This window comes from Caulobacter sp. GW821-FHT10A10 (genome assembly GCF_059415745.1).
Window position 1 is genome coordinate 460,157 of the sequence record NZ_JBWKNV010000004.1, and the last position, 24,715, is coordinate 484,871.

A 24,715-nucleotide genomic window follows, 5' to 3' on the forward strand; every position below is an offset into this window, starting at 1 on the left:
CTTGGGGGCAAGGAAAAGGCCCGGCGCGCAGGCGCGCCGGGCCTTGGCAGTTCACACGGTCAGCGGGATCAGAAGGTCTTGCTGATGCGGATCGAGCCGGCGCGCTTGTCAGGCAGGCTGACGACGTAGGCGCGCACCGGGGTGTTGTTGTTCAGGTCGAAGTAGCCGAAGTCGGTCGCCGCGATGGCGTTCTTCGGGGTGTCGTCGTTGAACAGGTTGGTCACCGAGACGTCGACGCTCCACGACCCGTCGGTGATCCCGGCCCGCAGATCCGAGACGAAGTAGCTCGGCAGCCAGGTCAGGTTGTTCTGGGTCATGTAGCGCTTGGACTGGTAGCGACCGCTGAGTTCGGTCGTCCAGGTCCAGCCGGCGCCCACCGGCAGGTCGCCGGTCACCAGGGCCGCGACGTTCAGGCTGTGCTTGGGCGTCAGCGGCACGGCGTTGCCGGTGTAGTTGCCGCCGGTGGACTCGATCCGGTCGAAGTAGCCGGGGGTCGAGACCTTGTAGTTGGTGAACTCGGCGTCGGTGTAGGTGTAGTTGCCGCTGAGAGTCAGCCAGTTCGTCGCCCGCCAGTCGCTGGTCAGGTCGAAGCCCTTGCTTTCGCTTTCGCCGGCGTTCTCCACCGACGGCACCGAGGTGCCGCCCAGCACCTTGGTGGTGCCGATCTGCTGGTTCTTGTAGCGGTTGAAGAAGATCGCGCCGTTCACGACCAGGTCGCCGCCGAGGAAGACGTTCTTCGAACCGATTTCGAAGCTCTGCAGCTTCTCCGGCTTGAAGGTCGAGTCCACGCTGCCGCTGGTGCCCGTGGTGTCGACGCCGCCCGGCTTGAAGCCTTCGCCGTACGACGCATAGACCGAGTTGCGCGAGGTCAGCTTGTAGTTGGCCACGAAGTTCGGCGTGAAGGCGTGGTCCTTGACCGTCTTCTTGTCGATCTGGGTGGTCTTGGCGATCTGGGCGGCGCGCACCGAGGCGGTGCCGGCCGGACCGGCGGCGCAACCCAGCTGGGTCAGGCAGACCAGTTGGACGCCGAACAGGCGGTAGTACATCGGCTGGTACGGGCTGCCGCGATAGGCGATCCGTTCCTCGATGTAGCGACCGTCGAAGCGCACGGTCAGGGCGTCGGTGACGTCGTATTCGACGCTGCCGGCCCACGACAGCGAGTCGGTCTCACGCGAGATCTTCAGCGGATAGTCGGCCGTGGCCTTGGCCGTCGTGGTCGGGGCTTGGAAGGTCCCGGTCGCGCTGGCGCCGCCGCCCATGTAGAGCGCCGTCAGGATGGTCATGCGGGGATCGGACCCCGTACGCATCCAGAACTGATCCTTGTTGATCTGGCTGGCTTGCTCGTGGAAGTACAGGCCTTCCAGCGAGGTCCGCAGCTTGCCGAAGTCCTTGTTCCAGCGCAGCGTCTGGCTCTGCTGCTTGGTGTCGAACTCGTCGTCCAGCATCACCGAGAAGCCGATGGCCGGCAGGCCGCCCGTCGGAGCCACGGTCGAGTAGTTGAGACCGTAGGCGCGCAGGAAGCTCAGGTACGGATACAGCGAGCCGTAGAACGGCGCGATGCCGGCATAGGACGACAGGACATTGCCCGACAGGCTGTAGTCGCTGTTGTCGAAGTCCTGGATCTGGGTGGTCTCGCCGCGGGTGATGCCGGTCAGCGAGGTGAACGTGCCCCAGTCGCTTTCATAGTTGATCTCGAACGAGGCGCGGGTCGCGTCGGTGACGGTGCCCGTGAAGTCCTTGCCCGTGCGCGGATCCAGCGAATAGGAGACGGTCTGGTTCTTGACCACCGCGGCGTTGGCGAGGTTGCCCTTCACCGTGTAGCCGGCCCGGCCCGTGCTCGGATCGGTGGCCGAGACGCCCAGATCGGCGGTGTTGGCCGCGCCGGTCTGCGGGTTCACCGAAGTGATGAAGGCCCGGGCCATCTGGTCGTACTCTTCGTGCGAAGTCTGCACGCGAGCAAAGACCGTCAGGTTCTCGGTCGGCTTCATCAGCAGGCCCAGGGCCGCGCCCTTGGACTCGCCGCCGCCGACCTTGGCGCCGCTGACGCTGTTGCGGTACTGGCCGTCGTTCTCCCAGGCGCCGACGTTCAGGCTGAGCGCCAGCTTGTCCTGCACCAGCGGACCGCTGAGCGAGACCTTGCCTTCCTTCAGGCCGAAGCTGCCGGCTTCGATGCTGGCCTTGGCCTCGAACTCGTCGAGGTTCGGACGCTTGGAGATGTAGTTGATCGCGCCGGAGAAGGCCGAGCGGCCGTAGAGCACGCTTTGCGGGCCCTTCACCACTTCGATCCGCTCGGCGTCGACGAAGCGCAGGCTCGCCAGAGCGCCGCCGCCGGCGGTGGCGAAGGCTTCCGAAGACGTGTCGACCCCATCCACCAGGATGGCCACGTTCGGACGGCCCCGAACGGCTTGCACGCCGCGGATGGCCGGACGCGTATCGCTAGGCGTCAGACCCTGATCAAAGGTCAGGCCGGCGGTCGATTGCGCCACCCGAGCAATGTCAGAAATATTACGGCGCTCGATCGTCTCGGCCGACACCGCATTGATGCTGATCGGAACCTCTTGCAGAGCTTCCGACTTACCACGAGCCGTTACGGTGATCTCTCCAATCACCGTGGACTCTTCCGAAGTTGTCGTTTGCGCGAAGGCTTGCCCCGCGCAGACCAAAAGCGTAAGAGCGCTCGCGCTCGCACAGTAGATATTCATCGCCGACTTGGTCATGACTCCCCTCTTCAAATCTTGACCACACCCCGCCGCGTTCACCGCGACTGTTCCCCGCCGGTCAAGATGATGGAGCCGGACCAATACAGGTCTTGCGATAAAGCGTTTGTCCGTCCATCGGATAGGAGTTCAGGAAAGTAAGCCATGCTGTCAGAGATCGCCGCCGCGCCCAAGCCTCGACAATCACGTCGGATCGCCACTGAAGCAGCGATCGTGGAGGCTTTTGGGCGTCTTATGGAGCGCGGAAGCGTCCACGACGCGGGTGTGAACGCCCTAATCAAGGAAGCGGGCGTAGGCAAGAAACAAATCTATGACTATTTCGGCGGACTGGGCGGCGTCGCCGACGCCTGGGTGCGCCGCACCGGCGTCTGGCCTCGCCTGACCGACATGATCGACGAGTCGCTGGAGACCTTCCACCAGCGTCCGGCGATGGAACGCCTGCGCATGCTGGTGCGGGCCTACGCCTCGACCCTGCGCGCCCATCCGGCCGTCGCCACCATCATGGCCGGCGAGTTCGCGGGCCCGCCCGAGTTGCGCGACGCCGTCACCGCCGTACGCATCCGCATCTGGGAAGAGTACGAGCGGCTGTTCATCGGCCAACGCAGCGAGGACAAGGAACTGCTGGCCGTGGCCATGACCATGCTGTCGGCCGTCTCCTACATCGGCATGCGCGCCAAGTTCGAGCCGAACTTCTTCGGTTTCGATCTTCACGACGACGACGCCTGGGATAAGGTCGCGGGTATGCTCGACCACGTGATGGGCCGCTATCAGACGGGCGTCGAGGTCGCGATTTCTCATCAGGCGGATATCGCCGAATAGAAAATTGACCGGTCGGTCCCTTTTTGAAAATCTCCGAGCATCCCGCCAACCGCGGGGCTGATGGCACCCGGAGACCTTCATGTTCGGCGACCCCCTCTCTCTTCCCGTCAAACCCCAGGCGGGAGACCTCTGGGTGGCCGCCACCACGGTCACCGACCACCAGCTGAAGCTGGGCCTGTCGCGCATCCTGCTGCTGGGCCCTGATCTGCAGGTGAAGGCGGCGCTGCACACGGGCGACTTCGGCATGGTTTCGGGCCTGGCGGTGAATCCCCGCACCGGCGAGCTCAACGCTCTGGACCCCTTCGCCCGCAACGTCACCCGCATCGACGCCGACGGGCGCCGCGTTCCAGGCCAGGCCTCGCTTCTCCCCGGCCGGGGCCTGGGCTCGATGGTGTTCCTGCCCGACGGCGGCGCCCTGGCCGGCGAGCACCTGTCGGGTCTCGCCCCGCCCTTCACCGGCGAGGGCCGCCTGGTGCGCTTCGACGCCGACGGCCGCGTCGTGCGCTTCTATCGCCCCGAGTATCATGGCGGCGTGATGGGCTTCCTGGGCGTCACGCACCTCGCCCTGCTGTCGGACGGCAAGACCGTGGCCTACGTTTCCGAGACCGGACACACCGTCTTCCGCTACGACATCGAGGCCGACGCCCAGCTGTCGCCGCTCTATGTCCGCACCGACCCGCCGGGCATGGTGTTCGGCCTGGCGACCGCCCCGAACGACGACGTGCTGGTCAGCTGCGGCAATGAAGTGCGCCGCGTGGCCCAGGACGGCTCGGTGGTCCGCACCTACGCCGTGCCGGAAGGCCGCGGCTGGTCGTTCCTGCGCGCCACCGACGACGGCGCCCACTTCTGGGCCGGCGACTTCTTCTCGGGCCAGCTGGCCAAGATCGCGCTGGACAGCGGCGAGACCGTCGCCAGCGTGAAGCTCGACATCCCGTTCGGCGTGACGTCGATCGTGGAAGCAAAGGCGGCCTGATGGGCAAGAAGCGCAAGATCCTGCTGGCGGGCCTCGGCGTCGTCGTCCTGGCGGGCGCGGCGACCTACGCCTCCGCGCCGCTCTACTGGAGCCGCTATTTCCGCGCCCTGACCGTCAACCCGTTGGAGCCGCCGATCGACTGGTACAAGCCGGTCGCCGTGGTGAAGGGCGCGCCGGGCAAGGCCCTGCCGAAGACCACGCCGCAGGCGGCCGGGATCGATCCCGCCGCCCCGGCCGCCGCCGCCGACTACGCCGGGGCCCGCAAGTCGGACGCCCTGATCGTCGTCAAGGACGGGGCGATCGTCTACGAGCGCTACTGGAACGGCGTCGGCCCCGAAAGCCGGATGAAGGCCCACTCCTTCACCAAGACCCTGACCGGCATGCTGATCGGCGCCGCCATCGCCGACGGCAAGATCAAGTCGGTCGACCAGCCGGCCGCCGACTTCATCACCGAGTGGCGCGGCGACGAGCGCGCCAAGATCACCATCCGCGACCTGCTGCAGATGTCGTCGGGCCTGGAAGCGCCGGACTATTCCTACGCGCCGTGGTCCAGCACCATCCGCACCTTCCTGTCGCCGGACCTGGCCAAGGACAACCTGGCCCTGAAGGCGACCCACCCGCCGGGCACGGTGTTCGGCCATCACAATCCCGACCCGGTGGCGCTGAGCGTCATCGTCGAGCGGGCCACCGGCAAGACCTTCGCTGCCTACATGTCCGAGAAGCTGTTCGCGCCGCTGGGCATGCACGACGGCCAGCTGTGGCTGGCCAAGGAAGGCGGCCTGGCCCATGGCGACTGCTGCCTGGTCTCGCAGGTGCAGGACTGGATGCGCATCGGCGTCATGCTGGCCAATGGCGGTTCGTTCGAGGGCAGGCAGGTGCTGCCGACTTCGTACGTCCAAGCCATGAGCGCGCCGGGCAAGGCCAATCCGGGCTACGGCTTCCAGATCTGGCGCGGCCGCCCCTACGCGGCCGACCGCATCTACACGCCCGAACGTCCTGACAAGAGCAGCAAGTCGGCCGAGCCGATCGCCGCGGAAGACGCCATCTTCCTCGACGGCTGGGGCAAGCGCCGCCTCTGGATCGTGCCTTCGCAGAAACTGGTGATCCTGCGCGACGGCGTGGACCTCGACGACTGGGACGACACCAAGATACCCAATCTCATCCTCCGCGGACTCACCCCCGCCCCGCAGCCGGAGAAGACGCCATGATCAAGAACCAGTGGTACGTGGCCGACTACAGCGACGAGATCCCCAACGGCGGCCACAAGCGGGTGAAGATGCTGGGCCTGGAGTTCGTGGTGTTCCGCGACTCCAAGGGCAAGGTCAGCTGCCTGTCGGACGTCTGCATCCACCGCGGCGCGTCGCTGGGCAGCGGCATGGTCGTCGATGACGCCATCGAGTGCCCCTATCACGGCTGGCGCTTCAACGGCGGCGGCAAGTGCGTGAAGATCCCGTCGCAAGAGCCCGACGCCAAGATCCCGCCGCGCGCCAAGATCGACTCCTACCCCGTGCAGGAGAAGTACGGGATGATCTGGGTGTTCATGGGCGACCTGCCCGAGGCCGAGCGTCCGCCCCTGCCGCCCTTCCCCGAGTTCGAGGATCCGGCCTGGCGCTGCATCCGCGGCACCTACGAGTGGAAGGCCAACTACGCCCGCATCACCGAGAACGGCATCGACCCCTCGCACGCGGCCTTCGTCCACCCGAGCTTCGGCGACAAGGAGGCCCCGCAGGTCCACGAGTTCACCCTCGAGCAGGACGAGTACTCGGCCTATGCCGAGCTGAAGTTCGTGCCCCCCGAGTACAAGGGCATGTGGAAGTTCTTCCGCAAGGCCAAGCGCAGCATGGTGACCGTGCGCAACGGCTTCCACGTCTCGGGCGCCCACGTGCGGATCCAGATCCGCCCGACCCCGACCTGGTCGACGGTGATCTTCGACGTCAACACGCCGATCGACGAGACCACCACGATCACCCGCTGGATCATGGCCCGCAACTTCCTGACCCAGAAAATCTGGGACGGCGACAGCCGCCGCCGCACCCTGCGCATCTTCGAGCAGGACCGCGTGATCATGGAGAAGGTCTGCCCCGAGCTGCTGCCCGTCTATCTGCACGAAGAAGTCAGCGTGAAGTCAGACGGCATCATGGTGGCCTGGCGCAACAAGCGCCGCGAGCTGATCGAGAAGGGCTGGGCGCTGGACGTCGACGCCATGGAGCGCGACATCCAGGGCAAGCGAGCGATGGTCATCCCCTCGCCCGACCGCGCCGATCCCAAGCTGGCCAAGGACTTCCTGCTGAAGACCGTGCCGCTGGTCGACGGCGAGCGGGTGCGCCAGGAAGCCTTGAAACAACGCCACGGCGGCCAAGCGCCGGCCGCGGCCGAATAGTGGGAGCGAAAAGCGTGAAATCGAGCATCCTCGCCATCGCTCTCGCCGCCGCCGCGGGGGCCGCTCATGCGGCTCCCGTGGAGGTTCGCGTCTCCGGCGTCAGCAGCGCCAAGGGCCAGATCGTGGTCTCGGCCTGCGACAAGGCGACCTTCCTGAAGACCTGCCCCTACAACGTGAAGGTCCCTGCCGCCTCCGGCGCGGTGACGGCCAAGATCGCCAACCTGCCGCCCGGCCGCTGGTCGTTCCTGGCCTTCCACGACGAGGACGGCGACGGAGTGATGAAGAAGACGGCCCTTGGCCTGCCCGCCGACGGCGTCGGCCTGTCGCGCGATCCCAAAGCGAGGTTCGGCCCGCCGAAGTTCGAGGACTCGGCGGTGGATGTCGGCGCTGGCGGGGCCAGCGTCAGCATCGGTCTGAAGTACTGATCCTTCTCCCCTTGCGGGAGAAGGTGTCGGCGCCAGCCGACGGATGAGGGGTCGCACAGACCTGAAACGCCGCGACAGTCGAAAGGCCTGTCGCGGCGTTTTGCTTTTGAGAGACCCCTCATCCGACGTCCTACGGACGCCACCTTCTCCCGCAAGGGGAGAAGGATCAGGGTTGAGGAAACCCCCCCGCCTTCGACACCATGCCCGGCAGCGCCGGCGCGCCCAGCACGCCCTTCAGCCAGCCCGCCGTCTCGATCAGCGACGGCAGGTCGAGCCCCGTCGCCACGCCCATCCGCGCGAACATGTAGGCCAGGTCTTCGGTGGGGACGTTGCCGGTGGCGGCCGGGGCGAAGGGGCAGCCGCCGATGCCGCCGATCGAGGCGTCGAGGCTGGCCACGCCCGCGCGCCAGGCGGCGAAGGCGTTGGCCAGGCCCGTGTTACGGGTGTTGTGAAAGTGGGCGCGCAGCACAGCGCCGGGCGCGACGGCGCGGACGGCGCCGAAGCGGGTCTCGACCGCCAGCGGATCGCCCACGCCGATGGTGTCGGCCAGGGTGATCTCGGTGACGCCGAAGCTCGCCAGTTCGGCGGCGATCCGCGCCACCTGCTCGACCGCCACCTCGCCCTCGAACGGGCAACCGAAGGCCGCGGCGATCGTGACGCCCAGCTTCAGCCCGGCCTGGCGCGCGACTTCGGGGGCCTCGGAAATCTGCCGCAGGGTCTCGAAGACCGGGACGCCCTGGTTGCGGGCATTGAAGGTCTCGCTGGCCACCACCACGAAATTGACCTCGTCGACATCGGCGGCGATGGCGCGATCCAGGCCCCGGCGATTCAAAACGAGGCCGATCAGCGACACGCCGCGCGCGCGCAAGTCCTGCTGGCCGCGCAGCCGGGCCATCACCTCGTCGGCGTCGGCCATCTGCGGCACGGCGCGCGGATTGACGAAGCTGACCGCCTCGACCCGGCGGGCGCCGGCCTCGACGGCCTTGAGCACCAGGGCGGCCTTGTCGGTCGCCGAGACCATCGTCTTCTCGTTCTGCAGCCCGTCGCGGGGCGACACTTCGACGATCTCGATGCGGGTGGTCATGGCGCGTGTTCCTCGACGCCCGCGACACAGGCAGGCATGGCGCGCGAGCATGCGCGGCGGCGCCTTCGAAACCAGCGCCCCGCCCCCGGCGCCCGACAGGCGGGGAGCCCGCGCGGCCGCGCAGCGAACGTCGGTACGCGGCGCAAGCTCCCACGATCAACGAGGGGAGCTGATCAATGAAAACTGCTGCTGGAACACTCGCCGCCTACGCCGGCGTATCGCTGCTGGCCCTGGCCTGGGCCGGCGCCGCGTCCGCCCAGGACACCGCCGTCGAGGAAGTGGTGGTCACCGCCCGCCAGCGGGCCGAGAACCTGCGCGACGTGCCCGCCGCCGTCACCGCTCTGGGCCAGTCGACGCTGGAAGCCGCCGGGGTGGCCCGCGCCGCCGACTTCGTGGCCCTGACCCCTGGCGTCAGCCTGGTGCAGGCCGCCGAACAGGGCGACGCCCAGGTCAACATCCGCGGCGTCAACGGCGCCCGTGACGCCCAGGCCTCGTTCGCCTTCGTCGTCGACGGCGTGCAGATGGCCAACCCCGCCGCCTTCAACCGCGAATTCTCCGACCTGCGCCAGATCGAGGTGGTGAAGGGCCCGCAGGGCGCGGTCTACGGCCGCAACGCCGCCGCCGGGGCGATCATCGTCTCCACCGTCGAGCCGGGCGACGAGTTCGAAGGCTCGGCCAAGCTCAGCGCCGGCAACCGCAAGAGCTACGCCGGCGACCTGCGGGTGGCCGGACCGCTCACCGACAAGCTGGTCGGCAGCCTGTCGGCCGACTGGCGGCGCACCGACGGCTTCTACGACAGCCAGTTCAGCGACGGCGCCGTCGACCGCTATCGCGGCTACAATCTGAACGGCCGCCTGGTGGCGCGGCTGGACGAGAAGACCAAGCTCGACCTCAAGGCCCGCTACGGCCGACTGACCGCCGGCTCGATCGCCTACAACGCCGTCTTCGCCCTGCCCTCGTTCGCTTCGGTGCTGGCGACGCCGTCCTATTACGAGGACGTCAACGACCACGACTTCGTCTTCCAGAACAACGTGCAGCACACCAACCGGCAGGAGGCCTTCGAGGTGTCGGCCAAGCTGGAGCGTGACCTCGGCTTCGCCACCCTGACGGGCTGGACGCTCTATTCCGACATCGATAACGACCTGGTCGCCGACGGCACCTCGGCCTCGTTCGGCTTCTTCAACGCCAGCGCCAGTTGCGCGGCCTCGATCGCGGCGCTGAACGCCGAGGGCGTCACCCTGCCCTCGCCTCAGTACCTGGGGACCACGGCGGCCGGCTCGTTCTTCGGCCCCTACACGCCCACCACCTGCGACGGCTACCAGTACCAGAAGCGCGACCAGAGCGACCTGTCGGGCGAGCTGCGCCTGACCTCGCGTTCGGATCAGGCCCTGCGCTGGATGGTCGGGGCCTACGCCCTGCACATCGACCGCGAGGTCGGCGTGGCCACGGGCCTGGACGGCGGCGGCGAGATTCCGCGGTCGCTCTACGTGCCCTCGTCCTCGGCCTATTCGACCGAGCAGCTTTATTGGGACGACTTCAAGAGCGACGTGGCCGCGGTGTTCGGCCAGCTAGCCTATGATTTCGCGCCCGGCCTCGAAGGCTCGCTGGCCCTGCGCTATGACCGCGAGGAGCGCAAGGTCCACAACCTCGTGCCGACCGCCGCGCGCACCAAGTACATCGACTTCGACGGCCCGGCCTATACCGGCGGCGCGGCCCTGAACCCCGGCCTCGACACCACGATCAATCCCGGCGGCATCAAGGACCAGAAGAAGACCTACGACCAGCTGCAGCCCAAGATCGCCCTGCGCTGGAAGGCCAGCGACGACTGGACCCTCTACGGAGACTGGGGCGTCGGCTTCAAGTCGGGCGGCTTCAACAGCCAGGGCAGCGCCGCGACCGTGAACCTGTTCATCAACCCGGTGCGCACGGCGGCCGGCTACAAGCCGGTGACCATCCGCGACGACTTCGACAAGGAAGTCTCCAAGAGCTTCGAGATCGGGGCCAAGGGCCGGATGTTCGACGGTCGCCTGACCGTGGACGCCGCCGCCTACCAGACCGACGTCGACGACATGCAGTTCTTCGAGTTCTTCGTCGGTCCGTTCGGCCTGCTGCGCGTGGTGTCCAACATCGACGAGGTGCGGATCAAGGGCGCGGAGCTGGGCCTCCGGTTCAAGGCCAGCTCGAACCTGATCCTCGAGGCCTCGGGCGCCTATACCGACAGCGAGATCCGCAAGAACTCGGTGCGGCCCGACACCGTCGGCAACGAGTCGCCCTACACGCCGCGCTACACTTGGAACCTGGCGGCCGACTACACCCACCCGCTGCCGCAGAACCTGTCGCTGCACCTGCGGGCCGACGTGCGCGGCACGGGACCGACCTGGTTCCACATCGTGCAGGACCAGGACAACCCCACCGTCTTCGAGCTGAGCTATGGCGCTCTGGGCCGGGCCAACTACGCCAAGTCCCGCCGCGACGCCTACACGACGCTGGACCTGCGGGCCGGGGTCGAGGCCGACGCCTGGAGCCTGACGGCCTTCGGCAAGAACGTGCTCGACGAGGACTACGCCGCCGAGGTGATCCCGGCGCCGGAGTTCGGCGGCAGCTTCGTCTCGCCCGCCGCCGGCGCGACCTGGGGCGTGGAGCTCGCCGTGAAGTTCTGATGGCGCCCGCACAGCGGTGAAACCCCTCCCCCGATCCGGCGCGCGCCGCCCGATCGGGGGAATGTCGCCCGAATAGGCGTCGCGCCGCCGCCCTGGGGGGATGTTGGCGCGCCAGCAAAGAGGCTGACGATGGCTTACCGATTGGGCGTGGACGTAGGCGGGACCTTCACCGACCTGCTGTTGCTGAACGAGGCGACGGGCGACTTCTGGCGGCACAAGACGCCGTCGACCCCGCATGACAGCTCGGTCGGCGTGATGACCGGCGTCAACGCGGTCTGCGAGAAGGCCGGGGTCAAGCCGTCGGACGTCGACGTCTTCCTGCACGGCACCACCGTGGCCACCAACGCCGTGCTCGAGGGCAAGGGCGCCCGCGTCGGCCTGGTGACCACCGAGGGCTACCACCAGGTGATGCAGATCGCCCGCTCGCTGGTGCCGGGCGGTCTGGCCGCCTGGATCATCTGGCCCAAGCCCGAACCGCTGGCGAAGCTGGAAGACACGGTCGAGATCAAGGGCCGCATCGACGCCTCGGGCAAGGAGATCCGCCCGCTCGACGAGGTCGACGCCCGCGCCCAGCTGACCAAGCTGAAAGAGCAAGGCGTCGAGGCGGTGACCATCGCCCTGATGAACGCCTACCTGAACGGTTCGCACGAGTGCCGCGTGGCCGAACTGGCCGCCGAGATCCTGCCGGGCGTGCTGGTTTCGCTGTCGCACGAGGTCCTGCCGGAGATGCAGGAATACGAGCGCACCCTGACCACCGTCGCCAACGCCTCGGTCCGCCCGGTCGTCTCCAAGTACGTCAAGAACCTGCGCGACAAGCTGCGCGGCCTGGACATGCAGGGCCGCATCGCCCTGCTGCGTTCGGACGGCGGCCTGATGTCGTCGGAGAAGTCCGAAGAGCATCCCGTCAGCCTGCTGATGTCCGGCCCGGCCGGCGGCGTGACCGGCGCCCTGTGGGTGGCTCGCAACTCGGGCCTGAAGAACATCCTGACGCTCGATGTCGGCGGCACCTCGACCGACGTGGCCCTGATCGAGAACGGCGAGCCGCGCCGCGTGCGCACCACCGACGTCGGCCACCTGACCGTCCGCGCCTCGTCGCTGGACGTGAAGACGGTCGGCGCCGGCGGCGGCTCGATCGCCAAGGTGCCGGAGCTGACCCGCGCCCTGCGCGTCGGCCCCGAGTCGGCCGGCGCCGCGCCGGGTCCGGCCGCTTATGGCAAGGGCGGCACGGCCCCCACCGTCACCGACGCCAACGTCGTGCTCGGCTATCTGCCCGAAGACCTGCTGGGCGGGGCCTTCAAGCTGGATCGCGAAGCGGCCCGCACGGCGGTGCAGACCATCGCCGACGCCCTGGGCATCGACCTCTATGAGGCCGCCCGCGGCATCATCGACATCGTCAACGAGAACATGTTCGGCGCGCTGCGCATGATCTCGGTGCAGCAGGGCTACGACCCGCGCGACTTCGCCCTGATGGGCTTCGGCGGCGCCGGTCCCCTGCACGTCAATGCCGTCGCCAAGCTGATGGGCTCGTGGCCGGCCGTGTCGCCGGTCTCGCCGGGCGTGCTCTGCGCCCTGGGCGACGCCACGACCCGCATGCGCACCGAGACCGCCCGCTCCTATTCCAAGCGGATCTCGGCGGCGACCGAGACCGAGGTGCTGTCGTTCTTCAACGAGATGGACGCGCAGATCCGCGCCACGCTCAAGGCCGACGGCGTCGCCGACGCCGAGATCGAGACCAGCTTCGAGATCGACATCCGCTATCACGGCCAGGCCTTCGAAGTGCCGATGGTCGTGACCCTGGACATGCTGAACGCCGGCGGCCTGGCCCGCCTGGCGGCCGCCTTCGACGAAGAGCACCGCCGCCTGTTCACGTTCAACATGGACGCCGAGCATGAGTTCGTGAACCTGCGCGCCGTGGCCGTGGGCAAGGTCCAGGAAATCCCGACGCTCGAGATCGAGAAAGGCGACGGCGATCCCTCGCGCGCCAAGATCCGCGACCACGAGGTCTGGGCCGACGGCGGCATGAAGCCGGCCGTCATCTATGACCGCTCCAAGCTCCGCGCCGGCGACCGCATCCCGGGTCCGGCGATCATCACCGAGATGGATTCGACCACCCTGGTGCTGCCCGACTGCGAAGCCGTCGTCGACGTCTACGGCGTCATCCTGATCAACCCGACCAAGGAGGGCTGAGCCATGCCCGCGCGCATCCTGGAAACCAATTCCACGCCCTTCGGCAAGGTCGCCGTCGATCCGGTGACGCTCGACATCATCGAGAACGCCCTGCGTAACGCCCGCGTCGAGATGGACGCCACCCTGTTCCGCACCGCGCTGTCGCCCGGCATCCGCGAACAGGGCGACGCCTTCCCGCTGATCGCCGACCGCGACGGCAAGATGGTGGTCGGCCAGTTCGGCTCGTTCATCGACGGCTTCCTCAAGGGCTATGACGGCGACATCGAGGAAGGCGACATCATCCTCGTCAACGACCCCTACTCGGTCGAAGGCGCCATCAGCCACACCTCGGACCAGCTGTGCATCGCGCCGATCTTCCGCGACGGCCGGCTGATCGCCTGGTCGGCGATGTTCGGCCACATGACCGACGTCGGCGGCAAGGTGCCCGGCTCGCTGCCCACCGACGCCAACTCGATCTTCGAGGAAGGCTTCCGCCTGCCGCCCGTGAAGCTCTACCGCAAGGGCGAGCTGCAGAGCGACATCGTCCGCATCGCCGCCCACCAGTCGCGCATGCCCGAGTGGTTCAAGGCCGACCTGCACGCCATCGTCGCCTCGTGCCGCGTGGCCGGCCGCCGGGTGGTCGAGATCTGCGAGCGCTTCGGCGACGACGTCTTCAACTCGGCCCTGACCGAGCTTCTGGCCCGCAACCATCGCGCCATGGCCCACCTGATCTCGACGGCGATCGGCGAACAGCCGGTGTCGTTCGAGGACTACATCTGCGACGACGGCAAGGGCGCTGGTCCGTTCAAGATCAAGTGCACCATGTGGCGCGAAGGCGAGAAGGTCATTCTCGATTTCGACGGCACCGATCCGCAGTCGGAAAGCTCGATCAACTTCCTGCTGAACGAGAACATGTTCAAGATGTTCTTCGGCATCTACATGATCATGGTCTTCGACCCGCAGATCCTGTTCAACGACGGCTTCTACGACCTCGTCGACGTGCGGATCCCGGAAGGCAGCCTGCTGAAGCCGAAGTTCCCGGCCGCCCTGTCCTGCCGCACCCATGCCCTGGGCCGCATCTTCGACGTGCTGGGCGCTCTGCTCGGCCAGAAGACCCCGGAATTCCTGTGCGCCGCCGGCTTCTCGAGCTCGCCGCACCTGATGTTCTCGGGCTTCGACGGCAAGGGCGAGTGGTTCCAGCTGTTCCAGATCGGCTTCGGCGGCATTCCGGGCCGTCCGTTCGGCGACGGCGCCGACGGTCACTCGCTGTGGCCGGGCTTCACCAACGTTCCGAACGAGTTCCTCGAGCGCTACTTCCCGATGGTCATCGAGCGCTACGAAAGCGTGGCCGACAGCGGCGGCGCCGGGCGCTTCCGGGGCGGCAACGGCATCCACATGACCTACAGGTTCACGGAAGCCGGGACGATCGCCATCCACGACGACCGCTGGTTCGTGCCGCCGTGGGGCGTCAACGGCGGCGCCCCTGGCGCCCGCTCGTGGAAGCGCCTGGACAAGGCCAATGGCGAGAGCATCGCCCTGCCCTCCAAGTGCGACGGGATCCAGGTCGACAAGGGTGATTTGCTGCACTTCGTCACCTGGGGCGGCGGCGGCTGGGGCGACCCGCTGGAGCGCGAGGTCGAACTGGTCGAGCTGGAAGTCTCGCGCGGCCTGGTCAGCGTCGAGGGCGCCAAGCGTTTCGGCGTGGTGCTGGACGGCGCCGGCAAGGTCGATGCGGCGGCTACCGAGGCCCTGCGCGCCAAGATCCGGTCCGAGCGCGGCCCGCTGGAGGTCTTCGATCGTGGTCCGTCGCTCGAGACCCTGCGCGCCAACTGCCTGGCCGAGACGGGCCTGCCCGCCCCGCGTCCGCCCGTGTGGCGCAACGCGCCGCTGGCCCTGGCCGCGGAATAGGTCGCAAGCGTCATGACGGTTGAAAACACGGGTCCCCTGAAGGGCCTGCGCGTCGTCGAGATGGGCCAGCTGATCGCTGGTCCATTCTGCGGCCAACTGCTGGGCGACATGGGCGCGGACGTCATCAAGATCGAGCCGCCCGGCAAGGGCGACCCGATGCGCGACTGGGGCCGCGGCGACTATCCGCTGTGGTGGGAGGTCGTGGCCCGCAACAAGCGCACGGTCTCGGCCAATCTGCGCGTGCCGGAAGGCCAGGCCCTGGCCCGCAAGCTGATCGCCACCGCCGACATCCTGATCGAGAACTTCCGTCCGGGCACGCTGGAGGGCTGGGGCCTGAGCCCCGAAGTCCTGCACGCCGAGAACCCGGGCCTGATCATCGTGCGGGTGTCGGGCTACGGCCAGACCGGTCCCTATGCCGACCGCGCCGGCTTCGGCGGCATCGGCGAGGCCATGGGCGGCTGGCGCCACATCGTCGGCGACCCCGACCGCGCGCCCTCGCGCATGGGCATCTCGATCGGCGACGCCCTGGCGGCGACCTACGGGTGCCTCGGCGCCCTGGCGGCCCTGCGCCACCGCGACAAGACGGGCGAAGGCCAGGTGGTCGACAGCTCGCTCTACGAGGCGGTGCTGCAGGTCATGGAAAGCCTGGTCCCCGACTACAAGGTCATGGGCTACATCCGCGAGCGCTCGGGCTCGGTGCTGCCCGGCATCGCGCCGTCGAACGTCTATCACTGCAAGGACGGCGACTATCTGATCGCCGCCAACCAGGACACGGTGTTCGGCCGCCTGTGCAAGGCCATGGGCCAGCCCGAGCTCGCCCAGCACCCGGACTACGTCAACCACGTCAACCGCGGCCGCAACATGAAGGCGCTGGACGCCCTCATCGAAGAGTGGACCAAGACCCTGACGGTCGACGAGGTCGAGGCCAAGATGATCGAGGCCGGCGTGCCGGCCGGGAAGATCTATCGCGCGCCCGAGATGCTGGCCGATCCGCACTTCGCGGCCCGGGAGTCGATCGTCACGCTCGACCACCCGCGCTGGGGCGAACTGCCGATGCAGAACGTCATGCCCAAGCTCTCCAAGACCCCCGGCGTCGTCCGCGCCATCGCCTCGCAGGCGGTGGGCCAGGACAATGCGGCGGTGTGGAGCGAGCTGGGGGTGAGCGAGAGCGAGCTGAAGGCGTTCGCCGAGCAGGGGGTGGTCTAGGACCGCCTCTGCCCTCCCTCTTGATTGTCATCCCGGCCGAAGGCGCAACGCGCCGTAGAGCCGGGATCTCCCACGGTTCCGGTACGGCTGCCGTGGGAGATCCCGGCGCTCCGCTTCGCTACGGCCGGGATGACATTGTCTTTTGGATTTGAGCTAGTCGTCCCACGCCGGACGAACGGAGTGCGAGATGGACCTCAACGAAGACTACCACAAGGCCGGCTTCGGCGGTCGCCTGGCCTTCGGCAAGAGCCCGGCCCTGCTGATCATCGACGTGGTCGACGCCTATCTGCTGCCGGACTCGCCGCTGTACGCCGGCGTCGAAGACGCTCTGGCCAGCAACGCCCGGCTGCTGCAGGCCGCGCGCAAGGCCGGCATTCCGGTGATCCTGACCAACGTCGTCTACCAGGCCGGCGTCGGCGGCCGCGACGGCGGGGTGTTCTATCGCAAGGTGCCGGCCCTGAAGGCCTTCCAGGAAGGCTCGCCGCTGGGCGCCTTCCCCAAGGAGATCACCCCGATCGAGGGCGAGATCGTGCTGTCCAAGCAGTACGCCTCGGCCTTCTTCGGCACGCCTCTGGCCTCGACCCTGCGGGCCATGGGCGTCGACACCGTGATCATGGGCGGCTTCTCGACCAGCGGCTGCGTGCGGGCCAGCGCGCTCGACGCGCTCCAGCACGGCTTCATCCCGTTCGTGGTGCGCGAAGCCTCCGGCGACCGCGACGAACGGGTGCAGGAAGCCAACCTCTTCGACCTGCAGGCCAAATACGCCGAGGTGGTGTCGGAAGCCGACGCGCTGGAGCTGATCGCCGGCACGACGGCCTAGCGCCAGAGCGCCGCCAGCTCGGCGTAGCTGGCCTGGCCGCCGCAGGCCTCGACCGCCTTGGCCGAGCGGTCGCCCGCGGCCAGAACCTTGGCGCAGGCGCGGTTGGCGGCGACCTGGGGCTCCACGATATCGTAGCGCGGCGAGGCTTCCGGGGCGAAATTCCCGCCCGGCGGATCCAGCGGGCCGCGCTCGAAGGCCGGCCAGCGCCCGCGCGAAGCCGTCGCCGCCTTGCGCAGGCGGGCGGCCTCGACCGGATTTCGCTCGACGCCGCGGCCGGTCTCGTAGAGCAGCGCCAGGGCCAGCTGGACCTTGGCGCTGGGGCCGGCGGCGCGATCTTGTAGCTCTTGGGGCGAGGTGGTCAGCGCCAGCTTCAGCGGCTCCAGTTCGGCCCGCCGGTCCTCGGGGGCCGTAGCGCAGGCCGCCAGCAGCGTCGTGGTCGCGAGCAGCGCCGCGATGGACATGACCGTCTTCGACAAGGCTTTCCTCCCCTTTCTTTTTCTGAATTGACGCGCCTCAGCGCCGCCAGCGGGCCGCCAGCTCGGCGTAGTTCGCCTCGCCCCCGCACGCCCCAACCGCTTCGGGCGAGCGATCGTTCTGGGCCAGGGCCTGGGAGCAGGCGAGATTGATCGTCGCCTGGAACGGCGCGACGTCGTAGCGCGGCACGAAGATCATCGAGACCCGTCCAGGCTTGCCGTTCAGGCCGGCGATGTAGGTGGTGATCGGCATCGACCCGCGCGACGCCGTGGCCGCCTTGCGAAGGCGATAGGCCTCGACCGGGTCGCGCTCGACGCCGCCCTGGCCGTATTCGTAGAGCAGCGACAGGCTCAGCTGGGCCGAGGCGTCGTTGCGATCGGCCCGCGCGCGCAGCTCCTCCGGCGAAGTCGTCAGCGCCGTCTGCAAGGGACCAAGGCTGGCCAGCCGCGCCTGTTGCGAGTTGGCGCAGGCGCCCAGGGCGGCCACGGCGAGGACAAGGACGACCGTCCGCGCGATCCCGTTCGACAAGGTCAGCCTCCGCACGCCAGAACAACTCTTGGGTGCAAGACTAGCTCAGAACGCGCGATGCGCAACCGCGCGTCAGGCCTTGGCAGGCTCCACGCCATAGGCGCGCATGAAGACGTCGACGGCGGCGTCGACCGTCTCGTCGACCAGCGCCGGGGGAAGCTCCTTCAGGACGCCTTCCAGCAGGCGATAGAACGGTCCGGCCTCGCACAGAGCCTGGAAATGCATGGCGGCCCGCCAGGGGTCGACCCGCCGCATCTTGCCCTGGTCCATGAACCATTCGAAGCGGACGGTCATCTTGGCCCAGCCGCGCTTGGGGCCGTTCTCGAAGAACAGCTTGCCCAGGTTGGAGCGCGCGCCCTCGGCGATGATCATCCGCCGGAAGGCCATGACCTCCTCGCTAGCGATGAACGTCAGGAAGGCGCGGCCAAAGCGGTTCAGGGCCGGGCGCAGCTCGTCCTCGGTCTCGAAGGTGGCGAACACCGGATCGATGATCTGGGTCCCCTTCTCCAGCATGGTGGCGACGAAGAGGTCGTCCTTCGAAGCGAAGTAGCTGTAGAGCGTCTGCTTCGAGCCGCCGGCCCGGGCCGACACCTCGGCCATGCTGGCGCCCAGGAATCCGCGCTCCAGGAACACCGCCTTGGCGGCCTCCAGGATGCACTTCCGCTTCTCCTCGGTCTTGACGCGCACGCGCTCTCCTCTCCCCCCGATCGACCCGGCTACACGGCCCAGCCGTTTTCTGGACCGATGTGTACACTTTTCGCTTGACGCCGTCACGTCAAGTTATATTTAGACCGTCCTGTACGGTTTGATATCGAGCAATTCGATGGCCCACTTGTCCCTCCCCCTTAAGACTACCCTCGCGGCGCTGCTCGCGACCTCGGCCCTGGCGGGTTGCGCGGCCGTGCCGACCCTGCCGCCCGCCCAGGCGATCAAGGCCCCCGACGCCTATGCATCGCAGCAAAGCCTGGCCGCCCCTGCTTCCGACTGGCCGACCGACCGCTGGTGGGCCGCCTATGGCGACGCCCAGCTTGACGCCCTGATCGAAGAGGCCCTGGCCGGCTCGCCCGACCTGGCCGCCGCCCAGGCCCGCGTCGCCAAGGCCGAGGCCCTCGCCGGCCAGGCCCGTTCGGCCACGCTGCCCAGCCTGTCGGCCAACGCCAACTACGCCTCGGTCAAGCAGAGCTACCACAACGGCTTCCCGGCCGCGTACGTGCCCAAGGGCTACAACGACAGCGGCCGCGCGACGCTGGACTTCGCCTGGGAGCTCGACTTCTTCGGCAAGAACCGCGCCGCCCTGGCCGCCGCCACCTCGCAGGCCAAGGCCGCGCAGGCCGAAGCCGCCGAGACGCGTCTGGTGCTGTCGACCAATGTCGCCGCCGCCTATGCCGACCTCGCCCAACTGTTCGCCGACCGCGACGCGGCCGCCGATGCGGTGAAGACCCGTGAACAGACGGCCCAGCTGACCGCCGACCGCGCCGCCAACGGCCTGGAGAACCAGGGCTCGGCCGAGCAGTCGAAGGCCGCCCTGGCCTCGGCCCGCGCCCAGTTGGCCGCCTCGGACGAAGCCGTCGGCCTAACCCGCAACCGCCTGGCCGCCCTGCTCGGCGCCGGTCCCGACCGGGGCCTGTCGCTGGAGCGTCCGAAGGTCGGCGCCCTGAAGGCCTTTGGTCTCCCGCAGAACCTGTCGGCCGACCTGATCGGCCGCCGCCCGGACGTCGCCGCCGCCCGCCTGCGGGCCGAGGCCGCCGCCCAGAGCGTCAAGAAGGCCAAGGCCGAGTTCTACCCCAATGTCGACCTCTCGGCCTATTTCGGCCAGCAGTCGCTGGGCCTGGACATGTTGACCAACAGCGGCTCGCGCATCGGCTCGTTCGGTCCTGCTATCCGCCTGCCGATCTTCCAGGGCGGCGCCCTGCGGGCCGGCTATCGCGGGGCCGCGGCCGACTACGACGCCGCCGTCGCCAGCTACAACGGCGCCCTGTCGCAGGCCCTGAAGGACGTCGCCGACGCCGCCGTCAGCGCCCGCGCCCTCGACGCCCGCCTGGGTGAAAGCCGCAAGGCCGTCGAAGCCTCCTCGGCCGCCCACGACATCGCCCTGCAGCGCTATCGCGGCGGGCTCGCCACCTACCTCGACGTCCTCACCGCCGAGGACGCCCTGATCGCCAACCAGCGGACCCTCGCCGACCTCGAGACCCGCGCCTTCACCCTCGACGTGGCGCTCGTGCGCGCCCTCGGCGGCGGCTACCGCGCCGCCTGACCCGTTTCCCGGAGCATCCCCCAATGTTCGATTCCGAAGCCTCCGCTGAAGTCCAAGCCGCCGCCTCCAAGAAGGCCGCGACCGCCAAGCGCAAGAAGCTGTTCGCCGGCCTCGCCGCCGTCATCGTCGTCGCCGGCGCCGGCTATGGCGCCTACTACGTTCTCGTGGGCTCGCACCACGTCGAGACCGACAACGCCTATGTCGGCGCCGACACCGCCCAGGTGACCCCGCTGGTCGGCGGTCCGGTGCGCAGCGTCGCCGTCCACGAGACCCAGGTGGTCAAGCAGGGCGACGTGCTGGTCACCCTCGACGACAGCGACGCCCGCATCGCGCTCGCCTCGGCTCAAGCCGACCTCTCCCGCGCCGAGCGCCGGGTGCGCGGCTATCTCGCCACCGACCAGAGCCTGGCCGCCCAGATCGCCGCCCGCGACGCCGACCAGGCCCGCGCCGCCGCCAGCCTGACCTCGGCTCAGGCCGACCTCGAGCGCGCCCGCGTCGATCTGGACCGCCGCAAGGCCCTGGCCGCCACCGGTGCCGTCTCGGGCGACGAACTGACCCGCGCCCAGAACGCCTATGCCAACGCCCAGGCCGCCTTCGCCTCGGCCAAGGCCTCGCAGGCCCAGGCCCAGGCCAACCGCGCCGCCGCCGCCGGCTCTCTGGCCGCCAACGCCGTGCTGACCGCCGGCGCCAGCGTCGACGCCAATCCGGAAGTCGCCGCCGCCCGCGCCAAGGTCGAGCAGGCCCAGCTGGACCTGTCGCGCACCGTCATCCGCGCGCCGATCGACGGCGTCGTGGCCAAGCGCAACGTCCAGATCGGCCAGCGCGTCGCCGCCGGCTCGCCGGTGATGCAGGTCGTTCCGATCGGCGCGGCCTATGTCGACGCCAACTTCAAGGAAGGCCAGCTGCGCAAGGTCAAGATCGGCCAGCCGGTCGAACTGGAAGCCGACCTCTACGGCGGCTCGGTGAAGTACCACGGCAAGGTCGCCGGCCTGTCGGGCGGCACCGGCGCGGCCTTCGCCCTGATCCCGGCCCAGAACGCCACCGGCAACTGGATCAAGGTCGTGCAGCGCCTGCCCGTCCGCGTCGCCATCGACCCGGCCGACCTCAAGGCCCACCCGCTGCGCGTGGGCCTGTCGATGAAGGCCACGATCGACACCCGCGGCTGATCCGCACCTAGTCTTTCCGAGCAAGGACAGCCGTCATGGCCAGCGCTCAAGCCGCCCCCGCACGGGCGGCCTCCGAACCCGCGCCGCTCAGCGGGCCGGCGATGATCTTCGCCGGCCTGATCCTGGCCGCCGCCAACTTCCTGGTGGTGCTCGACACCACCATCGCCAACGTCTCGGTGTCGAACATCGCCGGCGCCCTGGGCGTCTCGCCGAGCCAGGGCACCTGGGTCATCACCTCCTACGCCGTGGCCGAGGCCGTGGTCGTGCCGCTGACCGGCTGGCTTTCGGCCCGTTTCGGCGCGGTGCGGGTGTTCGTCTTCGGCATGATCGGGTTCGGGATCTTCTCGTTCCTGTGCGGTCTTGCGCCGTCTCTGGGCCTGCTGGTGCTGTTCCGCATCCTGCAGGGCGCCTGCGGCGGCCCGCTGATGCCGCTGTCCCAGACCCTGCTGCTGCGCGTCTTCCCCAAGAAGCACGCCGCCGCGGCGACGGGCCTTTGGGCCATGACCACCCTGGTCGCCCCGATCCTCGGGCCGATCCTGGGCGGGGCGCTGTGCGACAGCGTCGGCTGGGCCTTCATCTTCTGGATCAACGTGCCGATCGCCATCGCCTGCGCCTGGTTCGCCTGGAACCTGCTGAAGGGTCACGAGACGCCCTTGGCCAAGGCGAAGGTCGACCTGGTGGGCCTTGGCCTGCTGGTCGTCTGGGTAGGCGCGCTGCAGATCATGCTCGACCTGGGCAAGGAGCACGACTGGTTCGCCTCGCCGCTGATCATCGGCCTGGCCCTGGTCGCCGCCGTCGGCTTCGTCGCCTTCCTGATCTGGGAGCTGACCGAGCAGAACCCGATCGTCGACCTGCGGGTCTTCCGCCATCGCGGCTACACCGCGGCGGTCATAACCCTAAGCGTCGCCTTCGGGGCCTTCTTCGGCATCAATGTGCTGAACCCGCTCTGGCTGCAGCAGAACATGGGCTACACGGCCACCTGGGCCGGTTACGTCTCGGCCCTGCTGGGCGTCACGGCCGTCATGGTCGCGCCGCTGGCAGCCGGCCTGTCGGCCAAGCTCGACGCCCGCCGGCTGGTGTTCCTGGGCCTGATGTGGATGGCCTTCATGACCTTCTTCCGGGCGCAGGCCAACCAGCAGATGGGCTATTTCGACATCGCCCACTGGCTGCTGTTCCAGGGCTTCGGCATGCCGTTCTTCTTCGTCCCCGTGACCGCCCTGGCCCTGGCCAGCGTCCGGGTCGAGGAGACCGCCAGCGCCGCCGGCCTGATGAACTTCTGCCGCACGCTGTCGGGGGCCTTCGCCACCTCGGTGGTGACCACGGTGTGGGCCGACGGCGCCAGCCGCAACCACAACGAACTGTCGGGCGTGCTGAACGGCGCGCAATCGACGATGGACCAGTTGCAAGGCGTTGGCCTGACGCCCGAACAGGCGCGCGGCACGCTGGACAACATGGTCCAGAGCCAGGGCGTCATGCTGGCCACCAACCAGGTGTTCATGGCCATGGCCGTGCTGTTCGTGGTCGCCGCCCTGATCGTCTGGCTGGCTCCCAAGCCGACGCGGGTCGCGGATACGTCGGCGGTGCACTAGATCGAAGGGGGAGCGGCGAAGGTCGCTCTCCAACCCATACTCCCGTCATTCCCGCCCTTGTGGCGGGAAACCCTCTTTCAGCCGCAGGTGCAGGTGGGGCGGCGTGCTAAGCACGCCGCTTGCGTCTCACGTGGAAGCGGAACCAGGGGTTCCCGCCACAAGGGCGGGAATGACGGGAGATTGGGGTTAGCGGGCCACCGCCCCCTTAACGACCTTCGCAAAACCGTCCACCGGACAGTCATAGCCCGCCCCCGCCCGACTGCAGCCCGGCACGAAGATCGGCGAGGCTTCCGGCGGGGCCGCCAGCGTCAGGGCCTTCTTCTCGCGCAACTGCGACAGGCTCTGCACCGCGTAGCGCACGCGGATCACCCGCACGCCGTCGGCGCGCTTCCAGCGTTCGAACACCAGGTTGCCGCCCGGCGCGATCTGGTTGGGCTGATAGCCCGGCGCGGCCCATTCCAGACCGAGCAGCCCGCCCAGCATGGCCAGGGTGCCGTCGTGGCCGACGATCACCACCATCTTGGAATTGGGCTCGCCAAGCGCGTCCCTGCCGGGCTTGGTCTCAAGAGTCGCCAGGATGCGCGAGGCCAGATGGCCGGCGCCCGTCCGGGCCACTTCGTGCGAACGCAGGCGCAGGTCGAACTCGGCCTGGTGCAGCGGGAAGACCCGCAGCAGCGAGGCATCATTCAGGCCCTTCCAGCCCAGGCTCGCGAAGTCCTGGCCGTCGGCCCAGGCCATCAGCAGGCTCTCGGTGACGCCCGAGGCGAAAGCTTCCGGACCGGCGATGCCCACCGTCTCGTCGGCGTCGTCGAGGAAGGCCGGGGCCTCGTCATAGACGCGGCGCTTGCCGGCGGCCTTGGGGCACGGGGCGGCGTCGCACTGCATCAAGAGTTCGTCGAGGCTGGCGATGGCGTCGGCGTGGCTGGCGCTCCAGGCCGCGAGGCTGCCCCCCACCCGGCCGGCGACGGACGCCCGCGCCAGGGCGAGGTCGGGCTTGGCGACGCCGGCCTTCACCGGCTCGAACATCGGATCGATCTTGCCCTCGCCCACCGTGTGAACGTCGACGGCGCAGCCCGGCGACAGCCCCTCGCCCAGGCCCTTGGCCGTGGCGATCGTGCGCTGGGTGACATTGGCCCAGTAATAGACCGCGCCGCAGTCGGCGCCGGCCAGCAGGCCCTGCTTGACGTAGAGCTGGCGGTAATAGCTGCCGAACAAGGTCGAAAGCGCGCCGCCGTTGGCCGTCAGATGGCCCGGCGGCACGCCGAAGCGCGGCCAGGGCTTGGCGGTGGCCGTCTCCAGCCGCTCGGGGCTCGACATCGCCGCCCGCACGCCGTGGCGGCTGAGGATCACCACCTTCTCCAGGGTGTCACCGGACTGCTGGGCGGCGGCGGGCGCGGCGACGCTGACGGTCAGCGCGGCGGCGAAGAGGCGGGCAAGCAGCCGCATCGGAACTCCCAGAACGAAAAAACGGCCCGCACGGCGGAATCGCGCGGGCCAGTCAAGGGGATCGGAACGGAGGAGCGCAAGGGGCGTCGCCTCCGGAAAG

General features: G+C 68.8%; 19 protein-coding genes. 13 read left to right on the top strand and 6 right to left on the bottom strand.

Annotated elements, in window-relative coordinates; all coding sequences use genetic code 11:
* Positions 1–68: 68 nt before the first annotated feature.
* Positions 69–2,609: a TonB-dependent receptor gene (locus tag AC07NS_RS14095; RefSeq protein ID WP_494604158.1), complete on the bottom strand. Its 2,541-nt coding sequence runs from the start codon at positions 2,607–2,609 to the stop codon at positions 69–71.
* Positions 2,610–2,981: 372 nt separating this feature from the next.
* On the opposite strand from AC07NS_RS14095, the gene AC07NS_RS14100 reads away from it, so the two are divergent.
* From AC07NS_RS14100 to AC07NS_RS14120, 5 genes are all read left to right on the top strand, one after another.
* Positions 2,982–3,536 carry a TetR/AcrR family transcriptional regulator gene (locus tag AC07NS_RS14100; RefSeq protein WP_494604160.1) on the top strand — a complete coding sequence of 185 codons (555 nt, stop codon included), beginning with the start codon at positions 2,982–2,984 and terminating at the stop codon, positions 3,534–3,536.
* Between the two features lie 79 nt (positions 3,537–3,615).
* Positions 3,616–4,509 (top strand): SMP-30/gluconolactonase/LRE family protein, encoded by an 894-nt coding sequence (locus tag AC07NS_RS14105; RefSeq protein WP_494604162.1) that lies wholly within the window; start codon positions 3,616–3,618, stop codon positions 4,507–4,509.
* Positions 4,509–5,717 (top strand): serine hydrolase domain-containing protein, encoded by a 1,209-nt coding sequence (locus AC07NS_RS14110; RefSeq protein WP_494604163.1) that lies wholly within the window; start codon positions 4,509–4,511, stop codon positions 5,715–5,717. The genes AC07NS_RS14105 and AC07NS_RS14110 overlap by 1 nt, the downstream gene beginning before the upstream one ends.
* Positions 5,714–6,889: an aromatic ring-hydroxylating dioxygenase subunit alpha gene (locus tag AC07NS_RS14115; protein ID WP_110119714.1), complete on the top strand. Its 1,176-nt coding sequence runs from the start codon at positions 5,714–5,716 to the stop codon at positions 6,887–6,889. The genes AC07NS_RS14110 and AC07NS_RS14115 overlap by 4 nt, the downstream gene beginning before the upstream one ends.
* A 14-nt stretch (positions 6,890–6,903) precedes the next feature.
* Positions 6,904–7,314 carry a DUF2141 domain-containing protein gene (locus AC07NS_RS14120; RefSeq protein ID WP_494604164.1) on the top strand — a complete coding sequence of 137 codons (411 nt, stop codon included), beginning with the start codon at positions 6,904–6,906 and terminating at the stop codon, positions 7,312–7,314.
* 166 nt (positions 7,315–7,480) lie between these two features.
* Here the strand turns inward: AC07NS_RS14120 and AC07NS_RS14125 are convergent, their stop codons facing one another.
* Positions 7,481–8,398 (bottom strand): hydroxymethylglutaryl-CoA lyase, encoded by a 918-nt coding sequence (locus AC07NS_RS14125; protein WP_494604166.1) that lies wholly within the window; start codon positions 8,396–8,398, stop codon positions 7,481–7,483.
* Positions 8,399–8,574: 176 nt separating this feature from the next.
* Between AC07NS_RS14125 and AC07NS_RS14130 the strand changes: the two genes are divergently transcribed.
* The 5 genes from AC07NS_RS14130 to AC07NS_RS14150 all read left to right on the top strand — a co-directional run bounded on the left by AC07NS_RS14130 (position 8,575) and on the right by AC07NS_RS14150 (position 17,158).
* Positions 8,575–11,058: a TonB-dependent receptor gene (locus AC07NS_RS14130; RefSeq protein ID WP_494604168.1), complete on the top strand. Its 2,484-nt coding sequence runs from the start codon at positions 8,575–8,577 to the stop codon at positions 11,056–11,058.
* A 129-nt stretch (positions 11,059–11,187) separates the two neighbouring features.
* On the top strand, positions 11,188–13,245 hold the full coding sequence (locus AC07NS_RS14135) for a hydantoinase/oxoprolinase family protein (protein ID WP_494604170.1): 2,058 nt from the start codon (positions 11,188–11,190) through the stop codon (positions 13,243–13,245).
* A 3-nt stretch (positions 13,246–13,248) separates the two neighbouring features.
* Positions 13,249–15,132, top strand: a complete 1,884-nt coding sequence (locus AC07NS_RS14140; protein WP_494604171.1) for a hydantoinase B/oxoprolinase family protein — start codon at positions 13,249–13,251, stop codon at positions 15,130–15,132.
* Between the two features lie 12 nt (positions 15,133–15,144).
* Complete coding sequence (locus AC07NS_RS14145; protein WP_494604172.1) at positions 15,145–16,338, top strand: CaiB/BaiF CoA transferase family protein; 1,194 nt, start codon at positions 15,145–15,147, stop codon at positions 16,336–16,338.
* A 187-nt stretch (positions 16,339–16,525) separates the two neighbouring features.
* A complete protein-coding gene (locus AC07NS_RS14150; protein WP_494604173.1) occupies positions 16,526–17,158 on the top strand; it encodes an isochorismatase family protein in 633 nt (210 codons plus the stop codon).
* On the opposite strand, the gene AC07NS_RS14155 is transcribed toward AC07NS_RS14150, so the two are convergent.
* The 3 genes from AC07NS_RS14155 to AC07NS_RS14165 all read right to left on the bottom strand — a co-directional run bounded on the left by AC07NS_RS14155 (position 17,155) and on the right by AC07NS_RS14165 (position 18,847).
* On the bottom strand, positions 17,155–17,634 hold the full coding sequence (locus AC07NS_RS14155) for an SEL1-like repeat protein (protein ID WP_494604176.1): 480 nt from the start codon (positions 17,632–17,634) through the stop codon (positions 17,155–17,157). The two genes, AC07NS_RS14150 and AC07NS_RS14155, sit on opposite strands and share 4 nt — an antisense overlap.
* A 37-nt stretch (positions 17,635–17,671) precedes the next feature.
* On the bottom strand, positions 17,672–18,160 hold the full coding sequence (locus AC07NS_RS14160) for a hypothetical protein (RefSeq protein WP_494604178.1): 489 nt from the start codon (positions 18,158–18,160) through the stop codon (positions 17,672–17,674).
* Positions 18,161–18,232: 72 nt separating this feature from the next.
* Positions 18,233–18,847, bottom strand: coding sequence for a TetR/AcrR family transcriptional regulator (locus AC07NS_RS14165; RefSeq protein WP_494604180.1), 615 nt, complete (start codon positions 18,845–18,847; stop codon positions 18,233–18,235).
* Between the two features lie 145 nt (positions 18,848–18,992).
* On the opposite strand from AC07NS_RS14165, the gene AC07NS_RS14170 reads away from it, so the two are divergent.
* Genes AC07NS_RS14170 through AC07NS_RS14180 form a run of 3 tightly spaced genes read left to right on the top strand, consistent with a single transcriptional unit; the run spans position 18,993 to position 23,169 of the window.
* Positions 18,993–20,414: an efflux transporter outer membrane subunit gene (locus tag AC07NS_RS14170; RefSeq protein ID WP_494604182.1), complete on the top strand. Its 1,422-nt coding sequence runs from the start codon at positions 18,993–18,995 to the stop codon at positions 20,412–20,414.
* A gap of 23 nt (positions 20,415–20,437) precedes the next feature.
* Positions 20,438–21,580, top strand: coding sequence for an HlyD family secretion protein (locus tag AC07NS_RS14175; protein ID WP_494604184.1), 1,143 nt, complete (start codon positions 20,438–20,440; stop codon positions 21,578–21,580).
* A gap of 35 nt (positions 21,581–21,615) precedes the next feature.
* A complete protein-coding gene (locus AC07NS_RS14180; protein ID WP_494604186.1) occupies positions 21,616–23,169 on the top strand; it encodes a DHA2 family efflux MFS transporter permease subunit in 1,554 nt (517 codons plus the stop codon).
* Between the two features lie 186 nt (positions 23,170–23,355).
* Here the strand turns inward: AC07NS_RS14180 and AC07NS_RS14185 are convergent, their stop codons facing one another.
* Positions 23,356–24,615, bottom strand: coding sequence for a histidine-type phosphatase (locus tag AC07NS_RS14185; RefSeq protein ID WP_494604188.1), 1,260 nt, complete (start codon positions 24,613–24,615; stop codon positions 23,356–23,358).
* Between the last annotated feature and the right edge of the window lie 100 nt (positions 24,616–24,715).